This is a genomic window from Paenibacillus pinisoli (assembly GCF_003605435.1).
Taxonomy (GTDB): domain Bacteria; phylum Bacillota; class Bacilli; order Paenibacillales; family Paenibacillaceae; genus Pristimantibacillus; species Pristimantibacillus pinisoli.
Genome location: NZ_QXQB01000003.1, coordinates 108,660 through 130,660, shown reverse-complemented (window position 1 = coordinate 130,660; position 22,001 = coordinate 108,660). Strand labels below are relative to the sequence as shown.

Below are 22,001 nucleotides of genomic sequence, written 5' to 3'. Positions count from 1 at the left end.
GCCATAACTGCAGAAGGAGGAAGTCCGCATGTTGTCTTCCATCATAAGAGTGAAACGCTACGTATGGCGCGACTGGCTGATGAGCTATCTGTTCCTGCTGCCCGCGATGGGATTTTTTCTGCTGTTCGTAGCTTACCCGATGCTGAAGGGCGTCTATATCAGCTTTTTTAACTATACGCTTAGCCAATTCGATTTTGTCGGGCTGGCCAATTACAAACATTTGTTCCAGGATGAGACCTTTATCAAGTCGATGCGCAATACAGTGATGATTGTCATCATCGCGGTCCCTGTCGTCATCTCGTTCTCCATCTTCGTAGCAATGACGATCTATCGGAAGTCGGAGTGGCTGCGCTCCTTGTTCAGGGGCATCTTCTACTTGCCCGCCGTCTCGTCGGTTGTGAGCATAACGGTGGTATGGGCATCGATCTATCATCCCAACTATGGGATTCTCAACTATATTACGGGCTTCTTCGGAGCGGAGCCGATTGCATGGCTGGGCGAACCCCGGACTGCCTTGCTGTCCATTATTCTGGTGCTGATCACGACCTCCGTCGGCCAGCCGATCATTTTGTATGTCGCTTCGCTCGGCAACATTCCCGCATCCTATATCGAGGCTGCCCAGATCGACCGGGCCAGCTCCGGCCAAATTTTCCGCAAAATTATATGGCCCATGCTCATGCCGACCAACCTGTACATTATCGTCATCACGACGATCAATTCGTTCCAGGTGTTCGCCATTATTCAATTGCTGACCTCCGGAGGCCCGATGTATGAGACCTCGACCGTCATGTACGGCGTATACGAGCAAGCCTTTATGCTGGGCAGCTTCGGTCTCGCTTCAGCGATGGGCGTCATTCTGGCGATCGTGATCGGCATCATCTCTATTATCCAATTCAAATATCTCGGCAGCGACGTGGAGTATTAAGGAGGATATCGATGAAAACAAACAGAAGTCCCGTCATCTCCAATGGGCTTGTCATTTTATTTGCGCTGCTGTTCATCTTTCCCTTCTATTGGATTGTGACGGGCGCCTTTAAGATCCAGACTGTGGCGGTGGCGATCCCGCCGGAATGGTTCCCGCTTGAGCCGACCTTGCAAAACTTCGCCGATCTGTTCAAAAATCCGGTATGGCGCTGGACGTTCAACAGCTTCTTCATCGCATCCTGCGAGATGATCGGCGTCTGTCTGGCTGCCTCGCTGGCAGGGTATGTGCTTGCCAAAAAATCTTTTCCCGGCCGCGTCATCATCTTCACCTTGTTCGTGGCGGCAATGGCCCTGCCGAAGCAGGTCATTCTGGTACCGCTGTTCACGATGCTGGCCGACTTCGGCTGGGTCGACACCTATCATGGTCTGATTCTTCCGGCTATAGGATGGCCGTTCGGTGTCTTCTTAATGAAGCAATTCGCCCAGACGATTCCAAGCGAACTAATCGAGGCTGCCAAGATTGACGGCTGCTCGGAGCTTCGGCTATTCTACAACATTGTTTTGCCGTTGCTGAAGCCGGCCATGGGCGCGCTTGCGATCTTTACTTTCATTAATGGCTGGAACGATTACTTCAGCCAGCTGATCCTAACGCGCTCGACGCCGATGATGACGCTGCCGCTTGGCGTTGCGACGCTTCAAGGGGAATACACGACGCCATACGGCGTGCTGATGGCAGGCGCGGCCATTGCGTCCGTGCCGATGATCGCCATCTTCGTGCTCTTCCAGAAGTCATTCACGCAGGGGATTACGATGGGAGCGGTGAAGGGGTAGGTTATTTGGCGATAAGAGTTGAAGACGCTTTACAATTTTTCCCTTTGTATGGCTTAATAAGAAGTGAAGCCAAGTACGAAGCGGAGGTTGTATATTCATGTTCGGCAAGCTGGCGCTAGTGATGATCGTTGCAGGATTGCTGTGGGGCTGCGCGAATGAAGAAAGCAAGGATACTTATCCAGACTATAAAGCGGACGAACATAAAGAGGTTGTACAAGATGAGCTCGAAGCTGAGCTTCCAGAAGCTGACGCAGCAGAGGAAGCTATACGATTTGTCCAAGATCAATTGAAAGCAACAATCATAGACATTGACGGCAAGGATAAGCTTGTAACGTTCGAGTATCTGCTTGGGAATGAAGCAGCCGCAGCGGAGAATGTATATGTTGAAATCTTCATTCATGATGGCAAGTGGAGAGAACTGATCGGATTGGAGCATCTCCGCGTAAACGGAGACTTGGCGGAACCTACTGCCTTGGAGCCTTCAGCATGGCATAAAGGCAGTGTATCGATCTCGATTCCAGCAGCAGCCGGCTTGCTGGATGAAGATACCGGGGTTCGCTTAGCCGAGTCTGATGCCATCGAGATTCAAGCGATTCATGCAGAGAATAAGGCTGTACTTGCCAGCGGATACATTCGGGCCCTTGATTATGTGCAAGATTCTTTGCAATCTTGACTGTACCAGGAACCAGAAAGCCCAAGCAGCCGCCGGGAGGCGATTAGCTTGGGCTTTTGGGTTCTGCAGGCATTTAAGATTGGACCTGCGGATTGCGAAATGCGCTTCTGAAGTATAGCATCGAGCAAGCGATAGCCGCCAGCACGACGACGGTCAATCCCCAATAGATATTGCTGTAGGCATGGGAGAGAGACAGGTTCTTCTGCCATACCAGCGCACTTGCCGATATCGCCACGCCGAAGGCGCCGCTGAAAAACTGCAAGAGCTGGAACAAGCCAAGCCCAGAGCCGATCTGGGACGGCTCCAGAATACGGGACATCTCGTTCGAGACGCTGCTGGACAGAATCGTAAAGCTCGTGCTGAGCAGCATATAGATGAACAGGATAGCCCAATAAGACAGGCCTTCGAACAAGGCGAACAGCACGACCGCGGCAAGCAAGAACAGCGGGATATAGCGGATGATCGATGCGTTGCCCTGCGTATCGATATATTGTCCTACTCGTCTGGATACGAACATCGCGAGCATGGAGCCAGGGAAGATAATCAGTCCTGCTTCAATGGCGCTTAGACCGTATTGCTTCACAAGAATTTGCGGCATCAAGAACAGCGTCGCAAAGCTGCAGAGGTAAGCGGCAATGCCGACTCCGCCGAGAATCAAATACGAGCGGTTGCGGAAGAGCGACGGCAGGACGAACGGATTGGCCGCGGTGCGGATGCGCACAATAAACAAAATTAAGGATGCGAGTCCGATAATCAATGCGATAAAGGATTGGCTCGTCAGGAACAGAAGCAGCCCTGTCGTTCCGCCGCCGATGAAGATGGCGCCAAGGGCGTCGAAGGAGCCTTTCTTCATCTCTTCCCTCGGGATATAAGCCATATATAGCGGGACAAGCAGAATCGTAACGGCTGTCAGCACGAATAGGATGTGCCAGCCCAAGTATTCTACTACGGCTCCCCCCACTACAGGACCAAGGCCGAGACCTAAGGATACCGAGGACATCACAAGAGCCATCGCTTTCCCTCTCCGCTCAAGCGGTATATAACGGGAGATGAGGACCAGCGCCAGGGCGGGAATCGCGCCTGCGCCCGAGGCTTGAACAATGCGCGCGCTGATCAGCATCAGGAAGCTGTTGCTGAATATGCCGGCGATAGCCGCCAGGCTGAGTGACATGATGCCGATGATGAACAGCCTGCGGATCGGCACGAAGTCAGCCAGCCGGCTGTACGTAATGGATGAGATCGCAAAGACGATGGAGTACCCCGTTACGATCCAAGATGTCGAGGACGCCGACAGCTGGAAGGCTTCCGCCACATCAGGCAGGGCCAGATTGAACATCATCGTATTCATAATGACGACAACGATCGTAATGCCGAGCAGTCCAAGCACTGCGCCTTCCTTCATCGATTGCGGCACAGCCGGATCATGAGTTGTTTGAATCAAGGGGTTCACCTCCGAGTTTTAAAGTTCGATTGTTATCGAATAATAGAATGATAGCACGCGTTATGCTATAATGCAATCATCCGTTATGATTTTTTTACAGGGGGCTATAGACATGAAAATATTAGTGCATCCTGACCGTGCAGATATCCACTTATCCTCCGTGCTGTATGCGTTAAGCGATCCTCTCCGGCTTATGATTGTCTCACAGCTTCGGAGTGTGAGCGAGAGAGCCTGCGGCGAATTCGAGCTGCCTGTGGCCAAGTCCACGCAATCCCATCACGTTCGTACGCTGAGGGAAGCCGGCATTATCTATGTTCGAAGCGCCGGCACGCAGCGGCTTATCTCGCTGCGCGCCGAGGATTTGGAGGCCAAATTCCCTGGGCTGCTCACCTCCATTCTGGAAGCTTACGAGAACTCGGGAGAGAAGGATCGTACGATCACCTCGGAGCAAGCACAATCCGCAGATTGAATGATGGAGCTTCCTATCTTATAGAAAGCTTGTTGTACAGGCCTTGAACGTATGGCGCAGTGTTCTCGCATGGCTATGAGCCAGCGGACTGCGTCTTTTTGGCATGCGCAGATTGGCGCCGGAGGTCTCTTGCCGCTGCGAGAGTCGTGAAAGTACTATTGAATAGTCGTATGGCGGGTAGCTCATAATGAGCAGAGACGTTAGGATAGAAGGACGATTTTGCGGAAAATGATAGCTGCCGGATAACCGAACATGAAAAGGGTGATGGCATGAGGGGACGGTTAAGCGGTATCCCATGGCAAACGATTAGGGTCAGGCTGGTGCTTGGCCTTCTATGCATTACCATTCCATTGATTGCGCTGTTGATCTATAACAATCGCTACAGCGTCAATGTCATTCACAATCAGGTTGCGAATTCGAACAAAAATCTTGTATCCGTCTTCATGAAGCAGATGGATGACCAGCTCTCCGAAGCGGAGCGCCACTTGATGGGCTTGATGATGACGGAGCCCAACCTGCTGGCGATGGGAGAGGCCAGTCCCGAGGATGACTATATGATGGCGAAGAGCAGCGTGTCGCGCAGGCTGACTTCGGATTTGATCGTCTATCCCTATATTGACGGTTTTTTTGTCTATTCCATCCCAAGGGGGGATATCGTAGAGACCTTCCGCGGCGAAATGAGCTACAAGGAGCTGACCAACCTGCGGGCAACGGTAGAGCAGCTTGCTGCCGGACTGGCCGAGCAGCCGACTCATCTGAACAACAAATGGCGCGTGCAGCAGATGAATGGCGAATTCTATATCCTGCGCTTGTTCGGTGAGGGCAATCTTTATATCGGCGCCTGGGTGAAGGCAGCATCGATGCTGAAGCCCCTTAGCGATATGCATGCGGGTGAGAACGGCGCTTCTCTTATTGTGGATGGAGCGGGTCAAATCCTATCCGGCACGGAGGAGCTGTCGCATGCCGGTCTTGATTTTACTCGGGGATTCGCCAGCCACTACTTGTCCGGGACGGATGAGGAGTATCTGGTCGTTGGCGAGAGCTCGCAGAAGGGAAGCTTCAGCCTGGTTTCGGTCGTGCCGGACAAGCTCATTTTGGAGAATCTCCCGTACTTGGCGAAGGCAGCCGGGGTCGTCATTATAATCGCGATTATTATGCTGCCGCTAAGCCTATGGTTTCTTCGCAAGGTGCTGCTGCTGCCGCTTCAGAAGATGACCAAGGCGATGCGCCGTATTGGAGAGGGCAATTTCAACACGAAAATTGAGGAGTCTCCCGTACAGGACGAATTCCAGCTGGTGAACCGGACCTTCAATCATATGATTACGCAGATTGAGGAATTGAAAATCCATATCTATGAAGAGCAGATCAGCAAGCAGCGTGCGGAGCTGAAGCATCTTCAGCTGCAGATCAATCCCCATTTTTTTATGAACTCATTAAATATTGTGTACAATCTGGCGCAAGTGAAACAGTACAGCCTTATTCAAGAGATGACGATGTGCCTGGTCCAATATTTCCGCTATACGCTGCAAAGCAATCAATCTCTTGTGCTATTGAGAGACGAGCTGAAGCATGTACGCAACTTCCTGCGAATCCAGCAGCTCAGGTTCCCGCATCGGCTGGCGATTGAGATCGATGTGCCGGACTATTTGCAGGAGACGAGAGTGCCGCCGCTGCTTCTGCAGACTTTCGTGGAAAATGTGGTCAAGCATGCGGTGCGGATGGACGGCACGAACACGGTGACGATTGAAGCTTCGCTAAGCGGGCTGGAGGAGGAGCCGACGGTCATCCTGTCGGTGCGCGACAATGGCCCCGGCTTCTCGGATGAGGCGTTGGAAGCGATTCGCTCAGGCAAGCAGCAAGTAGATGAGAAGGGCGAGCATATCGGCATGTGGAATGCCCGGGAACGGCTGCGGCTGCAATACGGGGACCGGTCGTGGATGGATTGTTATAATGACGAGCCGCATGGGGCAGTGGTGGAGCTGGGCATACCGCTCAGAGCGGATTCGTCTCTTAAGGAGGAGAAGAATGATGTGTCAGCTTCTAATCGTGGATGATGAGCTTATAGCGGTGGAGGGGCTGAAGTCGGGCGTGCAGTGGGAATCGATCGGCATAAGCAAGGTATTCACTGCGCATAGCGCAGAGCAGGCGAAGACCTTATTCGGGCAAGAGAGGATAGATATCCTGTTATGCGATATCGAGATGCCGCAGGCTACCGGTCTTGAGCTGCTGGAATGGGTGCGGCTGCATTATCCCCGGACGGAGACGATCTTTCTCACCTGCCATGCGGACTTCGGGTACGCCAAGCAAGCGATTCAGCTGGGGAGCCTGGATTATTTGCTGAAGCCGATTCCGTATCCCGATTTGGAGGAAACGATCAAGAGGGCGATACGCAAGCTGGACCAGGATAACCGGAACAGCGAGTTCAGCCAATACGGGAAGTATTGGGTGCAGTATCAGCCGCTGCTTGTGGAGCGGTTCTGGCTCGATATTCTGAACCAGACGATCCCGGGCGATGCGGAAGCGATCAGGAAGGCTGCAGAGGAGCGCAATATTCCTTATACGAATGAAATGCGGTTTCTGCCGGTGCTGATCCATGTGCGGAGATGGCATAAAAAAATTACGCTGCGCGATGAAAAAATTATGGAGTACGCTATCCGCAAGTCAGCCGAGGAGCTGCTTCTGAATGAGCTGGAGAGAGGGCTGCTGATTTCGCTGGCGGACGGTTATATGCTCGCCATGCTTAATCTGGAGTCGCAATCGGACGTGAACGAGAAGCTGAGGGCGGGCTGCGAGCAATGGATTGAAGCATGCCGCACGTACTTCTTCGCGGGCGTGTCGTGCTATATCGGCGAGACGGCGCATCCCGACCAGCTTGCTTATATGTTCCTTCGCCTGCGCAAGCTGGATGAGAATAATGTGGCTCATGATCAGGGCGTCTTCTCCTTGCAGGATCAACAGACCTTGTCTCCGGTAGGCATGCCTCCCGATATCGGAATGTGGTCTATTCTACTGAAGGAAGGCGCGCGCGAGCCGCTCCTGCGAGCGATTGAAGATTATATGGAGGAGCAAGTCGCATCCGGCGGTCTGGACTTTGACCGGCTCAATCAATTGATTCAGGACTTTCAGCAGATGGTTTATTACGTCATGCAAGTGAAAGGCATCCAGGCGCATCAGCTCTTCGGTGACAATGACTCCATTACGCTGCATGCGGCGGCAACGCGGACATCGACCGATGCCTTGAGCTGGATGCGCCATATCGTGGACAAGTCGATACAATTCGACGCCGCTCTGGACCATACTCAGAGCGTGACCGATAAAGCGAAAGCGTACATCCATGAGCATCTTGCCGAGGATATCTCAAGAGACGATATTGCAAGCCATGTCTACCTAAACCCGGATTATTTGACGCGGATCTTCAAGAAGGAGACCGGTATGTCCGTCTCCGATTACGTGCTGCAGCAGCGGCTTACGCTAGCGGCAGGATTGTTAGCGCAGTCGGAGCTGCCGGTGAGCGCGATTGCGAGCAAGGTCGGCTATGCCAATTTCTCGCATTTCTCCAGAATGTTCAAGAAGTACCTGAACCTGAGCCCGCTTGAATACCGAAGCCGCCATCAGGCTGCAAGCCCTTCGAATGCAAGTCGTGAAAGTGACAGCGGGAAGTCGTAAAGAGGGCAGAGGCGCATAGGCTGACGATCGTACAATGTACACAGCACCAACCATTATATGAAAAGCGGGGGAGAACAAAATGAAAAACATCATGCGCGGGGCTACTCTGCTAATGCTGTGTTTTGTCCTGATTCTATCGGCTTGCGGCAAAGGCGGCAATGGCAGCGGCAGCGAGCCGGGCGGCAGCGCCAATCCGGGGAATCAGCAGGATGGCAAGGTAGAGGAAATTACAGTAGCCTTCCCGCTCGTCAGCACTTCTCAGCAGGACTTGCAGCTGGTGGAGGACGAAATCAACAAAATTTCCGAGGAGAAAATTAAAGTGCGGGTGAAGTTTCTGCCGATCAACGCAGGCGAATGGGCACAGCGCATGAACCTGATCTTCAGCGGCGGCGAGACGCTCGACCTGACATTTGTCTCCGGATTAATGTACAGCAATATGGTTGCCAAAGGCCAGCTGATCGAGCTTGATGAGCTCCTGGATGCGCATGGCGAAGGCATCAAGCAAGCGTTCGACGAGAAGTATCTGAACGCAACCAAAATCAACGGCAAAATCTACAGCGTGCCGACCGTGCGCGACTTGGCGGGCAGCTATGGCCTGACGATGCGCAAGGACATGGTGGACAAGTACAACATTGATATCGACGCGATTCAGACGCTGGATGATGTCGAGAACCTGTTCAAAACGATCAAAGCAAACGAGCCTCATGTTGTCCCGCTTGTGCCGGGCGGTGTAGGACAGTCTTTCCGTGAGAACCATGTGTTCGTCGATCCGCTTGGCGACTTCATGGGCGTATTGCCTGATTACGATAACGATCTGAAAATCGTAAATATGTACGAGATGCCGGAATACAAGGCATTTATCGATCGTATCCGCAAGTGGTATCTGGAAGGCTACATCCTGCCGGATGCGGCTACGAATAAGACCACTACCTTCGAGCTGATCAAATCCGGCAAAGCCTTCTCCTATATGGCGCTGCAGAAGCCGGGCTTCGCCGCGCAGGAGTCGAAGGCATCCGGCACACAGATGGTCACGAAGGAATTGCTTGCGCCGGTAGCGACGACAAGCAACGTGACGAATGCGCTGTGGGGCATTCCGGTAAACTCCAAGCATCAAGAGAAAGCAATGCAATTCCTGAACCTGATGTATTCCGATGCAGATATCGTCAACCTGTTCGACTGGGGGATTGAAGGCAAGCATTATGTGAAGGAGAAGGGCGAAGCCGACCATATCATCTCCTACCCTGCCGGCCAGGATGCTACGACGATCGGCTACAACATGCTGGGCTGGATGTTCGGCAACCAGTTCCTGTCCTATGTCATGAAAACCGATGATCCGGATATTTGGAAAAAGACGGCGGAATTCAACAGCACCTCGAGGCCGTCCAAAGCGCTTGGCTTCGTATTCGATGCGTCTGCCGTGAAGACGGAAGTGGCGGCGGTGTCCAACGTCGTTACCCAATACAAGCTGCCGCTGGAGACAGGGAGCGTAGATCCGGACAAATTGCTGCCGGAGTTCATCGCCAAGCTGAAGTCGGCCGGCATGGACAAGATTATCGCAGAGAAGCAAAAGCAATTGGATGAGTGGGCTAAAAACAACTCGGTTCAGTAATAGTGGGATGCCACACATGCTGCCCGGCCAATGACGAGTTGGCCGGGCTTATTATTCCGGGCAGTCTCGGAGGGAGAGGGAGAGAACAGGGTGAATACGACAACTAGACGCAAGAGAGGAGCCCGTCTGCGCAGATTTATCCCGCTATACATCATGATGCTGCCGGGGCTGGCTTATCTGTTCATTAACAACTACTTGCCGATGTTCGGCTTGTCCATCGCATTCAAGGACATCAACTATGCCAAGGGCATATGGGCCAGCGATTGGGTAGGGCTTAAAAATTTTGAATATTTGTTCAAAACGACCGACGCTTACATCATTACGAGAAATACGCTGCTTTACAACGCTGTTTTTATTGTGCTTGGCCTGTTGATAGCAATCGCGATTGCCATTCTGCTGAACGAGATTAGAGGCAAGATGGCGAGGGGCTTCTATCAAAGCGTAATTCTGCTGCCTTATCTGATCTCGATTATTCTGGTCAGCTATCTCGTATATGCCATGCTCAGCGTGGATGCGGGCTTTATCAACAAGACGATTCTGCCCATGCTTGGCCTTGATCCCATCTCATGGTATCTGGAGCCGAAGTATTGGCCGTATATCTTAACCATTGTCCATATATGGAAGGGAGCAGGCTACTCCTGCATCATCTTCCTGGCCGCTATATTAAGCATCGACCGCGAGTATTACGAGGCGGCGGAGCTGGACGGCGCATCGAAATGGATGCAGATCCGCAAAATTACGTTCCCGATGATCACGCCGATCATCACCATGCTGACGCTGCTTGGCATCGGACGCATTTTCTATTCCGACTTTGGCCTATTCTATCAGGTGCCTATGAATTCCGGCGCGCTGTATGAGACGACGAACGTTATCGACACCTATGTATTCCGAGGGCTGATGCAGCTTGGCGACATTGGCATGTCGGCGGCGGCAGGTTTCTATCAATCGCTGGTCGGCTTCATTCTGGTCCTGGTATCCAACTATATTGTGCGCAGATTCGATAAGGACAACGCCTTGTTCTAGGGAGGGAGATTCATATGACAAAGGAATACCGGGGCTGGCGCTGGTCGGCGCATATCATTTTAGGTCTATTCGCGCTGGCGTGCATCCTGCCGTTTGTGCTGCTGTTCACTTCCTCCGTAACGGATTCGAAGGTCATTGTGACGGAAGGCTACACGTTCTTTCCTTCCAGCCTGAGCTTTGCCGCTTATGATTACTTGTGGCAGAACTCGAAGATGATCTTCAATGCTTACGGCATTACGATTCTGACGACGGTGGTCGGCACGACGGCAAGCCTGCTGATGACCTCCATGCTCGCTTATCCGCTGTCCCGCAAGGATATGCCCGGCGGCATGGTGCTCGCTTTTATCGTCTTTTTTACGCTGCTGTTCAATGGGGGCCTGGTCCCTACTTATATGGTCTACACGCAATTATTCGATATCAAAAACACGCTGCTGGCGCAAATCGTCCCATGGCTGCTGATGAACGGCTTTAACGTGCTGCTTATGCGAGCGTTCTTCATGAACAGCGTTCCGAAGCCTGTGCTGGAGTCGGCGAGCATCGATGGAGCGGGCGAATTTACGATCTATTACAAAATCGTGCTCCAGCTGTCGCTGCCGATTATGGCGACAATCGGACTGTTCCAGGCGCTGGCCTACTGGAATGACTGGAACAACGGACTTGTATTTGTGACCGACGCCGGTCTGTTCAATCTGCAGAACGTGCTGAACCGGATTATGAGCGATATCGAGTTTCTGTCCAGCAATGCCAGCATGGGTTCGGGCAGCATTATTGCTCAGCTGCCTAGCGAAACCTTCCGCATGGCGATTGCGGTTATCGGCATATTGCCGATCTTGATCGCGTATCCGTTTTTCCAGAAGTTTTTTGTCAAAGGTCTGACCATCGGCGCGGTTAAAGGCTAAGGAGGAGAACAAGATATGATCGGATTATGGCATGCGATCGTGGAGACGCCATCCATGAAGATGAAGCTGCAGTTCAAGGTTTCGAAGAAAGCCGTCTATACGCTGGACATGGCGACGGAGCCGCTTGCTATTCCAATACAGATCGATACGCTGTTGGTCGAGGATAACCGGCTGACGGCCAGGGCGAAGGCGTTCTGGATGCCGGGCGAGGAAATCGAGGTGCGTCTGGCCTTCCAGGAAGAGGCCTTCGAGGGGGAAATCTATATCCCCGCGATCGGCAAGCTGCCGCTTCAAGGCGCAAGAGGGCGCGGTCCGCATCTGTCGGAGGCGCTTATCGAGGAGATTATACCATACCGGAAGGAATCGGTCAGAGAACGGTCCGACGAAGAGATCGACTCGGAGGTCGAATCCCTCCTGGGACGCATGACGCTGGAGCAGAAGATCGGCCAGATGTTTCAGGTGCTGGCCTCGAACTTCTCGTTCGGCAATGAGGTTGCAACCGATCCGCCGGAGAAGCTTATTGCGGAGGGACGTGCAGGCTCCGTCCTGGGCGCATTCGATGTCAGCCGGGTGTTCCAGCTGCAGAAGATCGCCGTGGAGCAATCGCCGCACGGCATCCCGCTGCTGTTCAACGCGGACATCATTCATGGCTCGCAGACGGTATTCCCTGTGCCGCTGGCCTGGTCATGCAGCTGGGATATGGAAGCGATCAAGGAGGCATGTGCCATTGCGGCGAAGGAAGCCAGCGCGTCGGGCACGGTCTACAATCACGGCCCGATGATCGATATCGGCCGCGATCCGCGCTGGGGACGCGTCGTGGAAGGCGCGGGCGAAGATCCGTATCTGGGCGCGTTAATCGCGAAGGCGCAGGTTGAGGGCTTCCAAGGGGAGTCGCTGTTCCATAAGGAGACGATCGTCGCTTGCCTGAAGCACTTTATCGGATACGGCGCTTCCGAAGGGGGACGCGACTACAACACGGTGGATATGTCCGAAGCGACGCTGCGCAACGTCTTCTTGCCGCCATTCCAAGCCGGACTTGAAGCGGGAGCCGCATCGGTCATGAACGCCTTCAATATCTATCAAGGCGTACCGGTGGCAGCCAGCGAAGAGCTGCTGAAGCGGCTGCTGCGCGAGGAGCTGGGCTTCGAAGGCGTGCTGATCTCGGATTACGGCGCTGTGGACGAGATCGTCGAGCACGGCTTTGCCGAGGATGTGCGCGAAGCGGCGAAGATGGCAGTGGGCGCAACGATGGATATCGAGATGGCGACGCGCTCGTATGAGCACCTCGCGGAGCTAGTCCGCGAAGGAAGCGTGGCGGAGGAGACGATTGACGGGGCTGCCCGGCGTATTCTGCGGCTGAAGTACAAGCTGGGGCTGATGGATGATCCGTTCCGCTACGTTCGGCCGGAGAAGGAGCAGGAATACCACTTCCATGAGGATCATCTCCGGGCAAGCCGAGAGCTTGCCCGGAAGTCCATCGTGCTGCTTAAGAATGACGGCGCGCTGCCGCTGGCAAAAGACGGCGGCAAGATTGCGCTGGTCGGTCCGTTCGCGGACAGCAAGGATCTGCTTGGCCCATGGCAATTCTCCCGCTACGGGCATGAGACGGTGTCGCTCTACGAAGGGCTTGCCGCAAGCGGCATAGAAGAGGAACGCCTGCTATTCGCGCAGGGCAGCGGTATTAACGATTCGCTGGAGGGCGGCATCGAGGAGGCGTTGCGAATTGGCGAGCAAGCGGATGTAATCGTGCTGGCGCTGGGCGAGAGCAGCGACATGTCCGGGGAGGCTGCGTCCCGTCTAAGCATTCACTTGCCGGAGGCGCAGCAGCGACTGGCGGAGGCGATTGCGGCGCTGGGCAAGCCGACGGTGCTGGTGCTGACGAACGGCCGTCCGCTTGTGCTGGACTGGTATGCCGCGAATGTTAACGCCATCGTAGTGACATGGTTCCTTGGCTCGCAAGCGGGGCTTGCCATTGCGGATGTCCTGACGGGAGCATACAACCCGTCCGGCAAGCTGACGATGAGCTTCCCGGCGCATCAGGGCCAGGTTCCGGTCTATTACAATCACTTCCTGACAGGAAGGCCGCTAACGGAAGCGAACAAGAACCTCAAATATATTTCGAAGTATCTGGACGGACCTAATGATCCGTTGTACCCGTTTGGTTATGGCCTAAGCTATAGCCGCTTCGAATATTCCGAGCTAAAGCTGGACCGCTCAGCGATAGAAGGGGACGAAAAGCTGATTGCTGCGGTTACAGTCACGAATAGAGGGGATGCGGCCGGCGAAGAAACCGTGCAGCTCTATATTCAGGATCTCCACGGCAGCATAGTGCGTCCCGTCAAGGAGCTGAAGGGCTTCCGCAAGCTATGGCTGGAGCCAGGCGAGAGCGGGAATGCCGTATTCGAGATTGGAGAGGCGGATCTGGCGTTCTGGTCGCCGGGCAAGGGTTACGCGGCGGAGCCAGGCCGATTCAGCTTGTATATAGGCTCTAGCAGCCGCGATGTGCAAGCGGCGGAATTCGTATGGACGGCGGGCAAGTCATAGAATTAGTAATCGATGAATATGCGGGGAGGAATTACGATGGGGAACAATCGCGACATTAAGGCGCTGATCAAAGAGATGACGCTGGAGGAGAAGGCCGGGCTATGCTCCGGCCTCGATACTTGGCATACGAAAGGGATCGAGAGGCTCGGCATTCCGTCCGTTATGGTAACGGACGGCCCGCACGGCCTGCGCAAGCAGCGGGCGTCGGCTGACCATCTGGGTTTGTTCAACAGCGTGCCCGCGACATGCTTTCCGTCAGCGGCAGGCGTAGCCAGCTCATGGAACCGGGAACTGATCGAACGGATGGGCCAGGCGCTAGGCGTAGAATGCCAGGCGGAGAACGTAGCGGTCTTGCTGGGGCCGGGCGCGAATATTAAGCGCTCTCCGCTTTGCGGACGGAACTTCGAATACTTCTCTGAGGACCCGTACCTCTCCTCCGAGATGGCGGCTTACCATATCAAGGGCGTGCAGAGCGAGGGCGTCGGCACTTCGCTAAAGCATTTTGCCGCCAACAATCAGGAGCACCGCCGGATGACCTCCGATTCCATCGTGGATGAGCGGACGCTGAGGGAGATCTATCTGGCCAGCTTCGAGGGCGCGGTGAAGCAGTCTCAGCCGTGGACGGTCATGTGCTCGTACAACAAGGTGAACGGCGAGTTCGCCGCGGAGAATGAGACGCTTCTGACCGCGATCCTGAAGGAAGAGTGGGGCCATGAAGGGTTTGTCGTGTCCGATTGGGGCGCGGTGAACGATCGCGTGAAGGGGCTGGCGGCCGGCATGGAGCTGGAGATGCCGTCCAGCCATGGCGAGGGAGACCGCGCCATTATCGAGGCGGTCAAGCACGGCACGCTGCCGGTGGAGAAGCTCGATGGCGCAGTTGAGCGGCTGCTTCGTATAATCTTCCAAGCGGTGGATGGACGTAAGCCGGGCACTGTATTCGATCCGGAAGCCCATCATCAGTTGGCCCGCGAGGTGGCCCGCGAAAGCATGGTGCTGCTCAAAAACGATGACGGCATGCTGCCTTTAAAGCGGACCGGCAAGCTGGCGGTCATCGGCGCGCTGGCGAAGGAGCCGCGTTATCAGGGCAGCGGCAGCTCCCAGATCAATCCGACCCGCCTGGAGGATATTAGCGAGGAGCTGGCACGATCGGCAGGAGACGGCGTGAAGCTGACCTATGCCCAGGGCTATGAGCTGAATCTGGATGATTCCTCCGCGGAGCTGACGAAGGAAGCGCTGGAGCAGGCTGCCCAGGCGGACGCAGCCGTCTTGTTCGCCGGATTGCCGAAGCGCTATGAATCGGAGGGCTTCGACCGCAAGCATCTGCGCATGCCGGCGAATCAAGTGGCCCTGATCGAAGCGGTAGCGGCTGTCCAGCCGAATCTCATCGTCGTGCTGAGCAACGGAGCGCCTGTGGAGATGCCTTGGCTTGGCAGCGCCAAAGCTGTGCTTGAAGCGTATCTGGGAGGCCAGGCGCTCGGCGGCGCTATCGCCGATCTGCTGTTCGGCGATGCCAGCCCGTCCGGCAAACTGGCGGAGACTTTCCCCGTGCGTCTAAGCGACAATCCTTCTTATCTGTTTTACCCGGGCGAGGGAGACAAGGTGGAATACAGGGAAGGGATATTCGTGGGCTACCGCTACTATGACAAGAAGGCTATCGAGACGCTGTTCCCGTTCGGACACGGGCTTAGCTATACGACGTTCGAATATAGCGAGCTTGCCGTCGACAAGCATGAGCTGACCGATGCGGAGAAGCTGACCGTGAGGGTCAAGGTGCGCAATACCGGCTCTGTGGCGGGCAAGGAAATCGTGCAGCTGTATGTGCGCGATGTGGAGACAGAAGTGATTCGGCCCGACAAAGAGTTGAAGGGCTTCGACAAGGTCGAGCTGGCTCCAGGAGAGTCGAGGACAGTCTCGTTCGAGCTGGATAAGCGGAGCTTCGCCTACTATGATGCCGACGCTGGAGACTGGAGAGTAGAGACTGGAGCGTTCGATATTCTGATCGGCAAGTCGTCAAGGGAGATCGTGCTGTCGAAGCGAGTGACCGTCCGCTCCACAACTCCGCAGCCGCTGGTCTATCACCGCAACTCCACTGTGTCGGATCTGATGAAGTCGGAGAAGGGCAAAGCGTTTGTCCAGCAGTTCATGAGCGTTCTTCCGTTTGCCGGAGCAGCCATGGAGGAGCATAAGGAGATGCTGCAAGCGTTCATGGCGCACATGCCGCTTCGCGGACTGATTTCCTTCAGCGGCGGCAAGTTCACGGAAGCGAAGCTGGCGGAAGTGATCAAGGGCTTGAATGCGGAAGAGAGCAACTGAATCAACAATGGGACAGGAGGCTGAACAGATGAATACATCCCTATTTCCGTTATACCCGCAGCCCCGCAGTCTGGAGCTGCGGGAAGGGAGCGGTGCCTTCTCGGCCCTCTTCGCGCTTGAGCGCTTGAGCGAAGAGGCGATGCAAGCGGCATCCGCCGTGCGCGTGAAGGAGAGGCTTGAAGCAGCGGCAGCCCGCTGGCAAGGGAGTGCAGGCGATACTGAGGGAGCGGAGCCGAACGGCTCCGTGACAGCGACAGCTCTGCATATAGTATGCCGCCCGGAGCTTCATGCCCAAGGCTACACGGCGGAATGGAATGGCGAGCGGCTTGAGATTGGCTACAGCGACCCTGAAGGCTTGCATTATGCAGTCGTAACACTGGAGCAACTGATTGCCCGGCGAGGACTTGCCTGGACGAGCTACCGCATCGAGGATGAGCCGGACTTCCCGGTCCGTGGACTCATGCTGGATATTGGCCGCAACAAGATACCGAAGATGGAGACGCTGTATGCCTTGATCGACCGGATGTCCGAGCTCAAAATGAATCATTTGCAGCTCTATATGGAAGGCTTCTGCTTCGACTACGAGACGTTCCGGGATTCCTTCCCGGAGGCGACGCCGATTAGCGGCGAGGAGTTCCGCCAGCTGGATGCCTATGCGAAGGAACGGTTCATCGACCTGGTGCCGAATCAGAATTGCCTCGGCCATATGGGTCCTTGGCTGGCCAAGCCGGAGTTCGCCGAGCTGGCGGAGCATCCAGGCGGACAGGAAACGCCAGTCGGAATCAAGCTGCCGCCGCTTACGCTTAATCCGCTGGATGGCGGTTCAATTGAGCTGGTGCGCGCGATGTTCGGCGAGCTGCTGCCGCATTTTACCTCCGGCTATGTCAATGTGAATATGGATGAGCCTTTCGGTCTAGGCACTGGGCAAAGCAAGGAGCGCGCCCAAGAGGTCGGAGTGGGCAAGTTGTATATGGATTATGCGGAGCAGGTATTCGAGATTATTCGCAGCCACGGCAAACGCACATTGATGTGGGGCGATATTCTGACGAAGCATGAGGAGGTTATTCCGCTGCTTCCGAAGGATGTTACCGTGCTGGATTGGAACTATGAAAGCCACACCTCGTTCGAGACGAACGGGAAGCTGCTCCAGCGCCACGGCGTGCCGTATTACGTCTGCCCGGGCACCAGCACCTGGTCTGCCGTTACGGGACGGACGGACAATATGCTGGCCAATATCGCCGATGCAGCCCGCAGCGGCAAGACCTATGGAGCAGCCGGCATGATCGTGACGGATTGGGGCGATTCCGGCCATTGGCAGCCGCTTGTCATGAGCTATCCGGCTTACGCTTATGCCGCAGGGACGGGCTGGCAGACGGAAGCCAATCTGGAGCAGCACGAGCAGATGGAGCGGTATGTGGCGGATTGCATGCTGCAGGATGACTCGGGGCATGCGGGCAAGCTGATTCTTGAGCTTGGACGTTACATCAATCTGGAGAACAGCACGCTGGAGAATATGACTTATACGAACCATCTGCTGAACCGCGGGCTGTCGACGAAGGAGAAGCTGCTGTCGGAGACGGATATGATCATTAAGCTGCTCGTGGAGATCGGCGGCCGGGGCATTCCGTTCCAGCTGGATTACCGGTATGACGATATGCTGGCATGGCTGAAGGAGCAGAAGGAAGCGATTGGCGAGCTGCAGCTAAAGTCGGGAGACGCTGAGAGTGTCTCGCAAGAGCTTGCGCATGCGCTCTCCATAATCGAACACGGCTCCGGCTTGCATCGCTTCATCTTCGGCCTGGAGCTGCCGGACGCCGCTGCGGAGCTCGCATGGCTGCGCAAGCTTCACAGCGAGCTTGCTTCCATCATAGCGGAGTTCGACCGCCTATGGCTGGTCCGCAACCGGAAAGGCGGTCTCGAAGCCAGCACCCGCAATCTCCATAAGCTGCTGAATCAGTATGAGGAGCGGCTTGCGGAGCTGGAGAGCGTGTAACGCTTTAAAAACGGACTTATGCATTATAGATAATCACAAAAAGGCTCTCATTCGTCGAGAGTCTTTTTGTGCTGTGTGCTGCGCACTTACGACAATTCACGATTGTCCAAAATGAAAAATATACCAAAAGTCTCTTGTATCCCTGTTAAAGATTAGGTATTCTATGGGGGGCTTTTAACTAACGAAATGGGAGCGTGAAAAGTTTGAAGAAGAGCGTTTTTGCTGCTGTCATCAGCGCAGCCATGCTGGTAAGCATGGGAACCGGGGCATTAGCAGCAACCAAGATGCAAGAGATTAAGGCATTCCTGAATCCGGAAATTAAAGTGAAGGTAGACGGCAAGCCAATTCAACTGAGAGATGCGAATCAGAATGCCATCGTGCCGATTAATTATAACAACTCCAATTATTTTCCGATTCGAGCGATTTCCGACGCTCTGGGGATAGCAGTTGATTATGATACTGCCACAAAAACAATCATCTTAGGCGAAAAAGTGGATGGAACTGCGATCGCAAAGGGCTTTGATGATATGTACCATACCAAAGACCCTGCTCAAACGACTTATAAAGGCATCAATTACAAGGAAGCGTATTTCAATAACGGACCTGGCAACCGCAGCGGCAGCTTCATGCTGTATCCGAAAAAAGAGCATCAAAAGCTGTATCTCCAAATAGCGGCTGTCGGCGAGGATCTGGAGGATATCGAAATCAAGGATAGCGATAACGATATTATCTTGAAGCAGACGAAGGTAATCAAAACCGCAGACGGACTTGTCACCATCGAAGCCGATATTGGCGGAGTAAGCTCGCTGTTTGTCCATTTTAAAATCAAAGAAGACGGAGCCGTCTTTGTGCCTTTGAACACTTCTTATTATAAATAAGCGGATCAATTCAGCAGCGAAATATTCATGCAGCGCGGCGAATAAATTGGAAATAAAAAACTTGTTTACTTAGCACTTAAAAATAGTGCTGAATAAGCAAGTTTTTTGTTATTATATAAGAATTATCAGCCATCATGAAAGCGCATTCAATTCTAGCTGACCGCCATCAGGACGGCGGCAGTCACCTTGTTACGCAGTGTTTTAGACATCGGGGGGAAAGGCATGAAGAAATCGGTCTACTTGCGCTTACTGCTTCAGCTTGCAGTCGTCATTATCGTCAGTATAAGCTTGCTGGCATTATTATTGTATCACTATACGTCCAATCTGTTGAAAGATGAGATCGTTGGAGCCAATAACGAGCTGCTGCTGCAAACAAGCAAAATCGTAGATCAGTCCTTGCATGAAGTACAGCAGATGACCACTTCGCTCAGCTTGAATTCAAGCGTTCTTAAATCTGCCGTGCTGCCTTGGAATCTGGAAGACGAATATCGTTTTTTGCTTGAAACCTCTCAAACGTTTGAGACAAGGCTGACTTCTTCCAATTATATTCATTCCATATATCTGTATAGCGCAAATAATAAAAAGCTTATATCCAGCTCGGGCATCACCGGCTTGAATGAATTTTCCAATCGGGAAACATTAGAGCGCTTTCTTCAATCCAAGCTTACTTCTTCCTGGGAAGCTACCCGGCTAGTTTCGCGTGATAACGGCGAGGAGCACTTTATTAGTTATATGGTCAGCACGCCGCTGCGCAATCAAAAGAAGCTTGGCGTATTAATGATCAACTTGAAGGAAGATGTTCTTTATAATGCCGTAGTGAACACCAATAATAGAAAACTTGGCAATGTGGCTATTTTGAACAGTGATGGGGAAGTGCTGTCTTATAAAGATAAAAGTGTGCTGCTGGATCGCTTTGATTGGGTAGATATGTCGGCATTCAGCAATGAAAAGAACGGATATTTTGTGCAAAATATCGATGGGATGGATATGTTCATTACGTATTTGCGTTCGCCGTTTAATGATTGGATATACGTAACGCTTAATCCTTATAACGATTTATTTAAGCGCTCCTATGATGTTATTATTATGACCCTTATTATTTCGGCTACCGGGCTCATCGTTGGGCTTCTGCTCGCTTTTATTATATCCAATCGCCATTATCGACCGATCCGCAGCATGGTGCAAGCACTGGCCATAAATACGGAAGGACGGCAGAAGCATCAGGACGAATTCAGTTACATTCGCACTTCTATCGATGCTATTCAGTTGGAAAATACAACTTTCCGTCAAAAATTTCAAAGCCAGGAGCTGCTGCTGCGCGATCATTTGCTCACGAATTTGTTGTCGGGCAAATTGTCAGATGAAGCCGAAACGAGAGATCAACTGCGTTATTACCATATGGATTTGGGCGAAGCCAATTATATTGTGCTTGTTTTAAGGGTTCATCTAGTAACCGGTCATAATGCGATTCAAGTGGATGAGAAGATGAAAAACTGGATTTATTTCCAGATTAGAACGATTTGCGAGCAGTTGATTGCGGAGACATACAAAGGGGCCTATATAAGCGCTTATCATAAGCATGATGTGCTTATTTTGCATCATGAGGATTGGCAAAGCGAAGAACGGCAAGTGGAGGAAATGAAGCGCTTTGCCGCCAAAATACAGCAGCAGGCTGCTGAGGATATCGAATGGCTTGAATTCATCACGGTTGGAATAGGCGGCAAATACGAGCGGCTGACGGATATCCATCTCTCTTACGAGGAAGCTGTGGAAGTGTTGAATTATGAGAAGGTTTCGGGGATGGGCAGCATTTTATCGATCCATGATCTCAATGTGAATCGTGCCAACCGCAACTCTTTTATTAATTACCAGCAATATATCGAGCGTCTGACCGGCGAATTGAAATCGGGCAATTTTGATAAAGCGGTAGCCACCAAAGCGATTATACTGGAGCAGGTGCAGCAGGACGAGCAATCCGGCATGTATTTGAAACATGTGATATTGTCGCATCTTTTCAATGCCTTAGTTAAAGTTCGCATCGAGCTTTCGCTGCCTGAAGAGGAAATTGAAAGCAGCTCCTGGCATTATGAATTTATGAAGCTGCGGACGACGGAGGAAATCAGCAGCTACCTGCTGCGCATTATGGAGGGCATCTCCAGAAGCCTCGAATCCAGAAGCAGCTCGAAGCATTCTGAGGTGATGATGAAGCTCGTTGCCTATATTCGGGAGCATTATCAAGAGCCGCTTAGTCTGCAGCTTGTATCGGATATGATCTATATGAACAGCAATTACGTATCCAAGCTGTTTAAGGATGCGACGGGCATGACGTTTATTGATTATTTAACAGAAATTCGCTTTAAAGAAGCTTGCCGCTTGTTAACGGAAACGGACTGCAACATTAACGAAGTTGCAGAATTGTCCGGTTTTAGCAATAAACAAAGCTTGAATCGGACCCTTAAGAAATTAACGGGCATGACACCGACTGAGTATCGCAATAAAGAAATTGAAAAACGGCTATAAATGCCTCTTTTGAAAAATTCGACAATCCTAAGCTTTAAACGCCGTCAGGCGTTTTTTTTCTCTTCTATAAAAAATGACGAAGGCTGAAGGCCTGATCGGGGTTAAATTGTAATAAATGAAGCTATTCTGATCAAATGATACCGCTCCATTCCTATAGATTAAGCCTAATCGTAGCGATTGATTCTTGTTGAAAAAACGATATGCGCCGTATGATGAAA

The 22,001-nt window shown here is 53.0% G+C and carries 15 protein-coding genes; 14 read left to right on the top strand and 1 reads right to left on the bottom strand.

Annotated elements, in window-relative coordinates; genetic code table 11:
• The first annotated feature begins 28 nt into the window (after nucleotides 1-28).
• The 3 genes from D3P09_RS14080 (at nucleotide 29) to D3P09_RS14070 (ending at nucleotide 2,428) form a co-directional block, all read left to right on the top strand.
• Entirely contained in the window at nucleotides 29-925 is an 897-nt protein-coding gene (locus tag D3P09_RS14080) for a carbohydrate ABC transporter permease (RefSeq protein ID WP_120111120.1), read from the top strand.
• 11 nt (nucleotides 926-936) lie between these two features.
• A complete protein-coding gene (locus D3P09_RS14075) occupies nucleotides 937-1,755 on the top strand; it encodes a carbohydrate ABC transporter permease (protein ID WP_120111117.1) in 819 nt (272 codons plus the stop codon).
• Nucleotides 1,756-1,852: 97 nt separating this feature from the next.
• A complete protein-coding gene (locus D3P09_RS14070) occupies nucleotides 1,853-2,428 on the top strand; it encodes a hypothetical protein (RefSeq protein ID WP_120111114.1) in 576 nt (191 codons plus the stop codon).
• Nucleotides 2,429-2,501: 73 nt separating this feature from the next.
• On the opposite strand, the gene D3P09_RS14065 is transcribed toward D3P09_RS14070, so the two are convergent.
• Nucleotides 2,502-3,878, bottom strand: coding sequence for an MFS transporter (locus D3P09_RS14065; RefSeq protein ID WP_424452433.1), 1,377 nt, complete (start codon nucleotides 3,876-3,878; stop codon nucleotides 2,502-2,504).
• A gap of 103 nt (nucleotides 3,879-3,981) precedes the next feature.
• Between D3P09_RS14065 and D3P09_RS14060 the strand changes: the two genes are divergently transcribed.
• The 11 genes from D3P09_RS14060 to D3P09_RS14010 all read left to right on the top strand — a co-directional run bounded on the left by D3P09_RS14060 (nucleotide 3,982) and on the right by D3P09_RS14010 (nucleotide 21,783).
• Nucleotides 3,982-4,338, top strand: a complete 357-nt coding sequence (locus tag D3P09_RS14060) for an ArsR/SmtB family transcription factor (protein ID WP_120111112.1) — start codon at nucleotides 3,982-3,984, stop codon at nucleotides 4,336-4,338.
• A gap of 269 nt (nucleotides 4,339-4,607) precedes the next feature.
• Entirely contained in the window at nucleotides 4,608-6,392 is a 1,785-nt protein-coding gene (locus tag D3P09_RS14055) for a cache domain-containing sensor histidine kinase (RefSeq protein ID WP_120111110.1), read from the top strand.
• Nucleotides 6,364-8,004 carry a helix-turn-helix domain-containing protein gene (locus D3P09_RS14050; protein ID WP_243644175.1) on the top strand — a complete coding sequence of 547 codons (1,641 nt, stop codon included), beginning with the start codon at nucleotides 6,364-6,366 and terminating at the stop codon, nucleotides 8,002-8,004. Before D3P09_RS14055 ends, D3P09_RS14050 begins: the two co-directional genes overlap by 29 nt.
• Before the next feature lie 79 nt (nucleotides 8,005-8,083).
• Nucleotides 8,084-9,613 (top strand): ABC transporter substrate-binding protein, encoded by a 1,530-nt coding sequence (locus D3P09_RS14045; protein WP_120111106.1) that lies wholly within the window; start codon nucleotides 8,084-8,086, stop codon nucleotides 9,611-9,613.
• A 153-nt stretch (nucleotides 9,614-9,766) separates the two neighbouring features.
• Complete coding sequence (locus tag D3P09_RS14040; protein WP_120112442.1) at nucleotides 9,767-10,636, top strand: ABC transporter permease; 870 nt, start codon at nucleotides 9,767-9,769, stop codon at nucleotides 10,634-10,636.
• 14 nt (nucleotides 10,637-10,650) lie between these two features.
• Nucleotides 10,651-11,535, top strand: a complete 885-nt coding sequence (locus D3P09_RS14035) for a carbohydrate ABC transporter permease (RefSeq protein WP_120111104.1) — start codon at nucleotides 10,651-10,653, stop codon at nucleotides 11,533-11,535.
• A 15-nt stretch (nucleotides 11,536-11,550) separates the two neighbouring features.
• Nucleotides 11,551-14,079, top strand: a complete 2,529-nt coding sequence (locus D3P09_RS14030) for a glycoside hydrolase family 3 N-terminal domain-containing protein (protein ID WP_120111101.1) — start codon at nucleotides 11,551-11,553, stop codon at nucleotides 14,077-14,079.
• A 36-nt stretch (nucleotides 14,080-14,115) separates the two neighbouring features.
• Nucleotides 14,116-16,392 (top strand): beta-glucosidase family protein, encoded by a 2,277-nt coding sequence (locus D3P09_RS14025; protein ID WP_120111098.1) that lies wholly within the window; start codon nucleotides 14,116-14,118, stop codon nucleotides 16,390-16,392.
• 28 nt (nucleotides 16,393-16,420) lie between these two features.
• Nucleotides 16,421-18,385, top strand: coding sequence for a beta-N-acetylhexosaminidase (locus tag D3P09_RS14020; protein ID WP_165867441.1), 1,965 nt, complete (start codon nucleotides 16,421-16,423; stop codon nucleotides 18,383-18,385).
• A 203-nt stretch (nucleotides 18,386-18,588) separates the two neighbouring features.
• Nucleotides 18,589-19,263: a hypothetical protein gene (locus D3P09_RS14015; RefSeq protein WP_120111094.1), complete on the top strand. Its 675-nt coding sequence runs from the start codon at nucleotides 18,589-18,591 to the stop codon at nucleotides 19,261-19,263.
• A 222-nt stretch (nucleotides 19,264-19,485) separates the two neighbouring features.
• Nucleotides 19,486-21,783, top strand: a complete 2,298-nt coding sequence (locus D3P09_RS14010) for a helix-turn-helix domain-containing protein (RefSeq protein WP_120111091.1) — start codon at nucleotides 19,486-19,488, stop codon at nucleotides 21,781-21,783.
• Nucleotides 21,784-22,001: the final 218 nt, after the last annotated feature.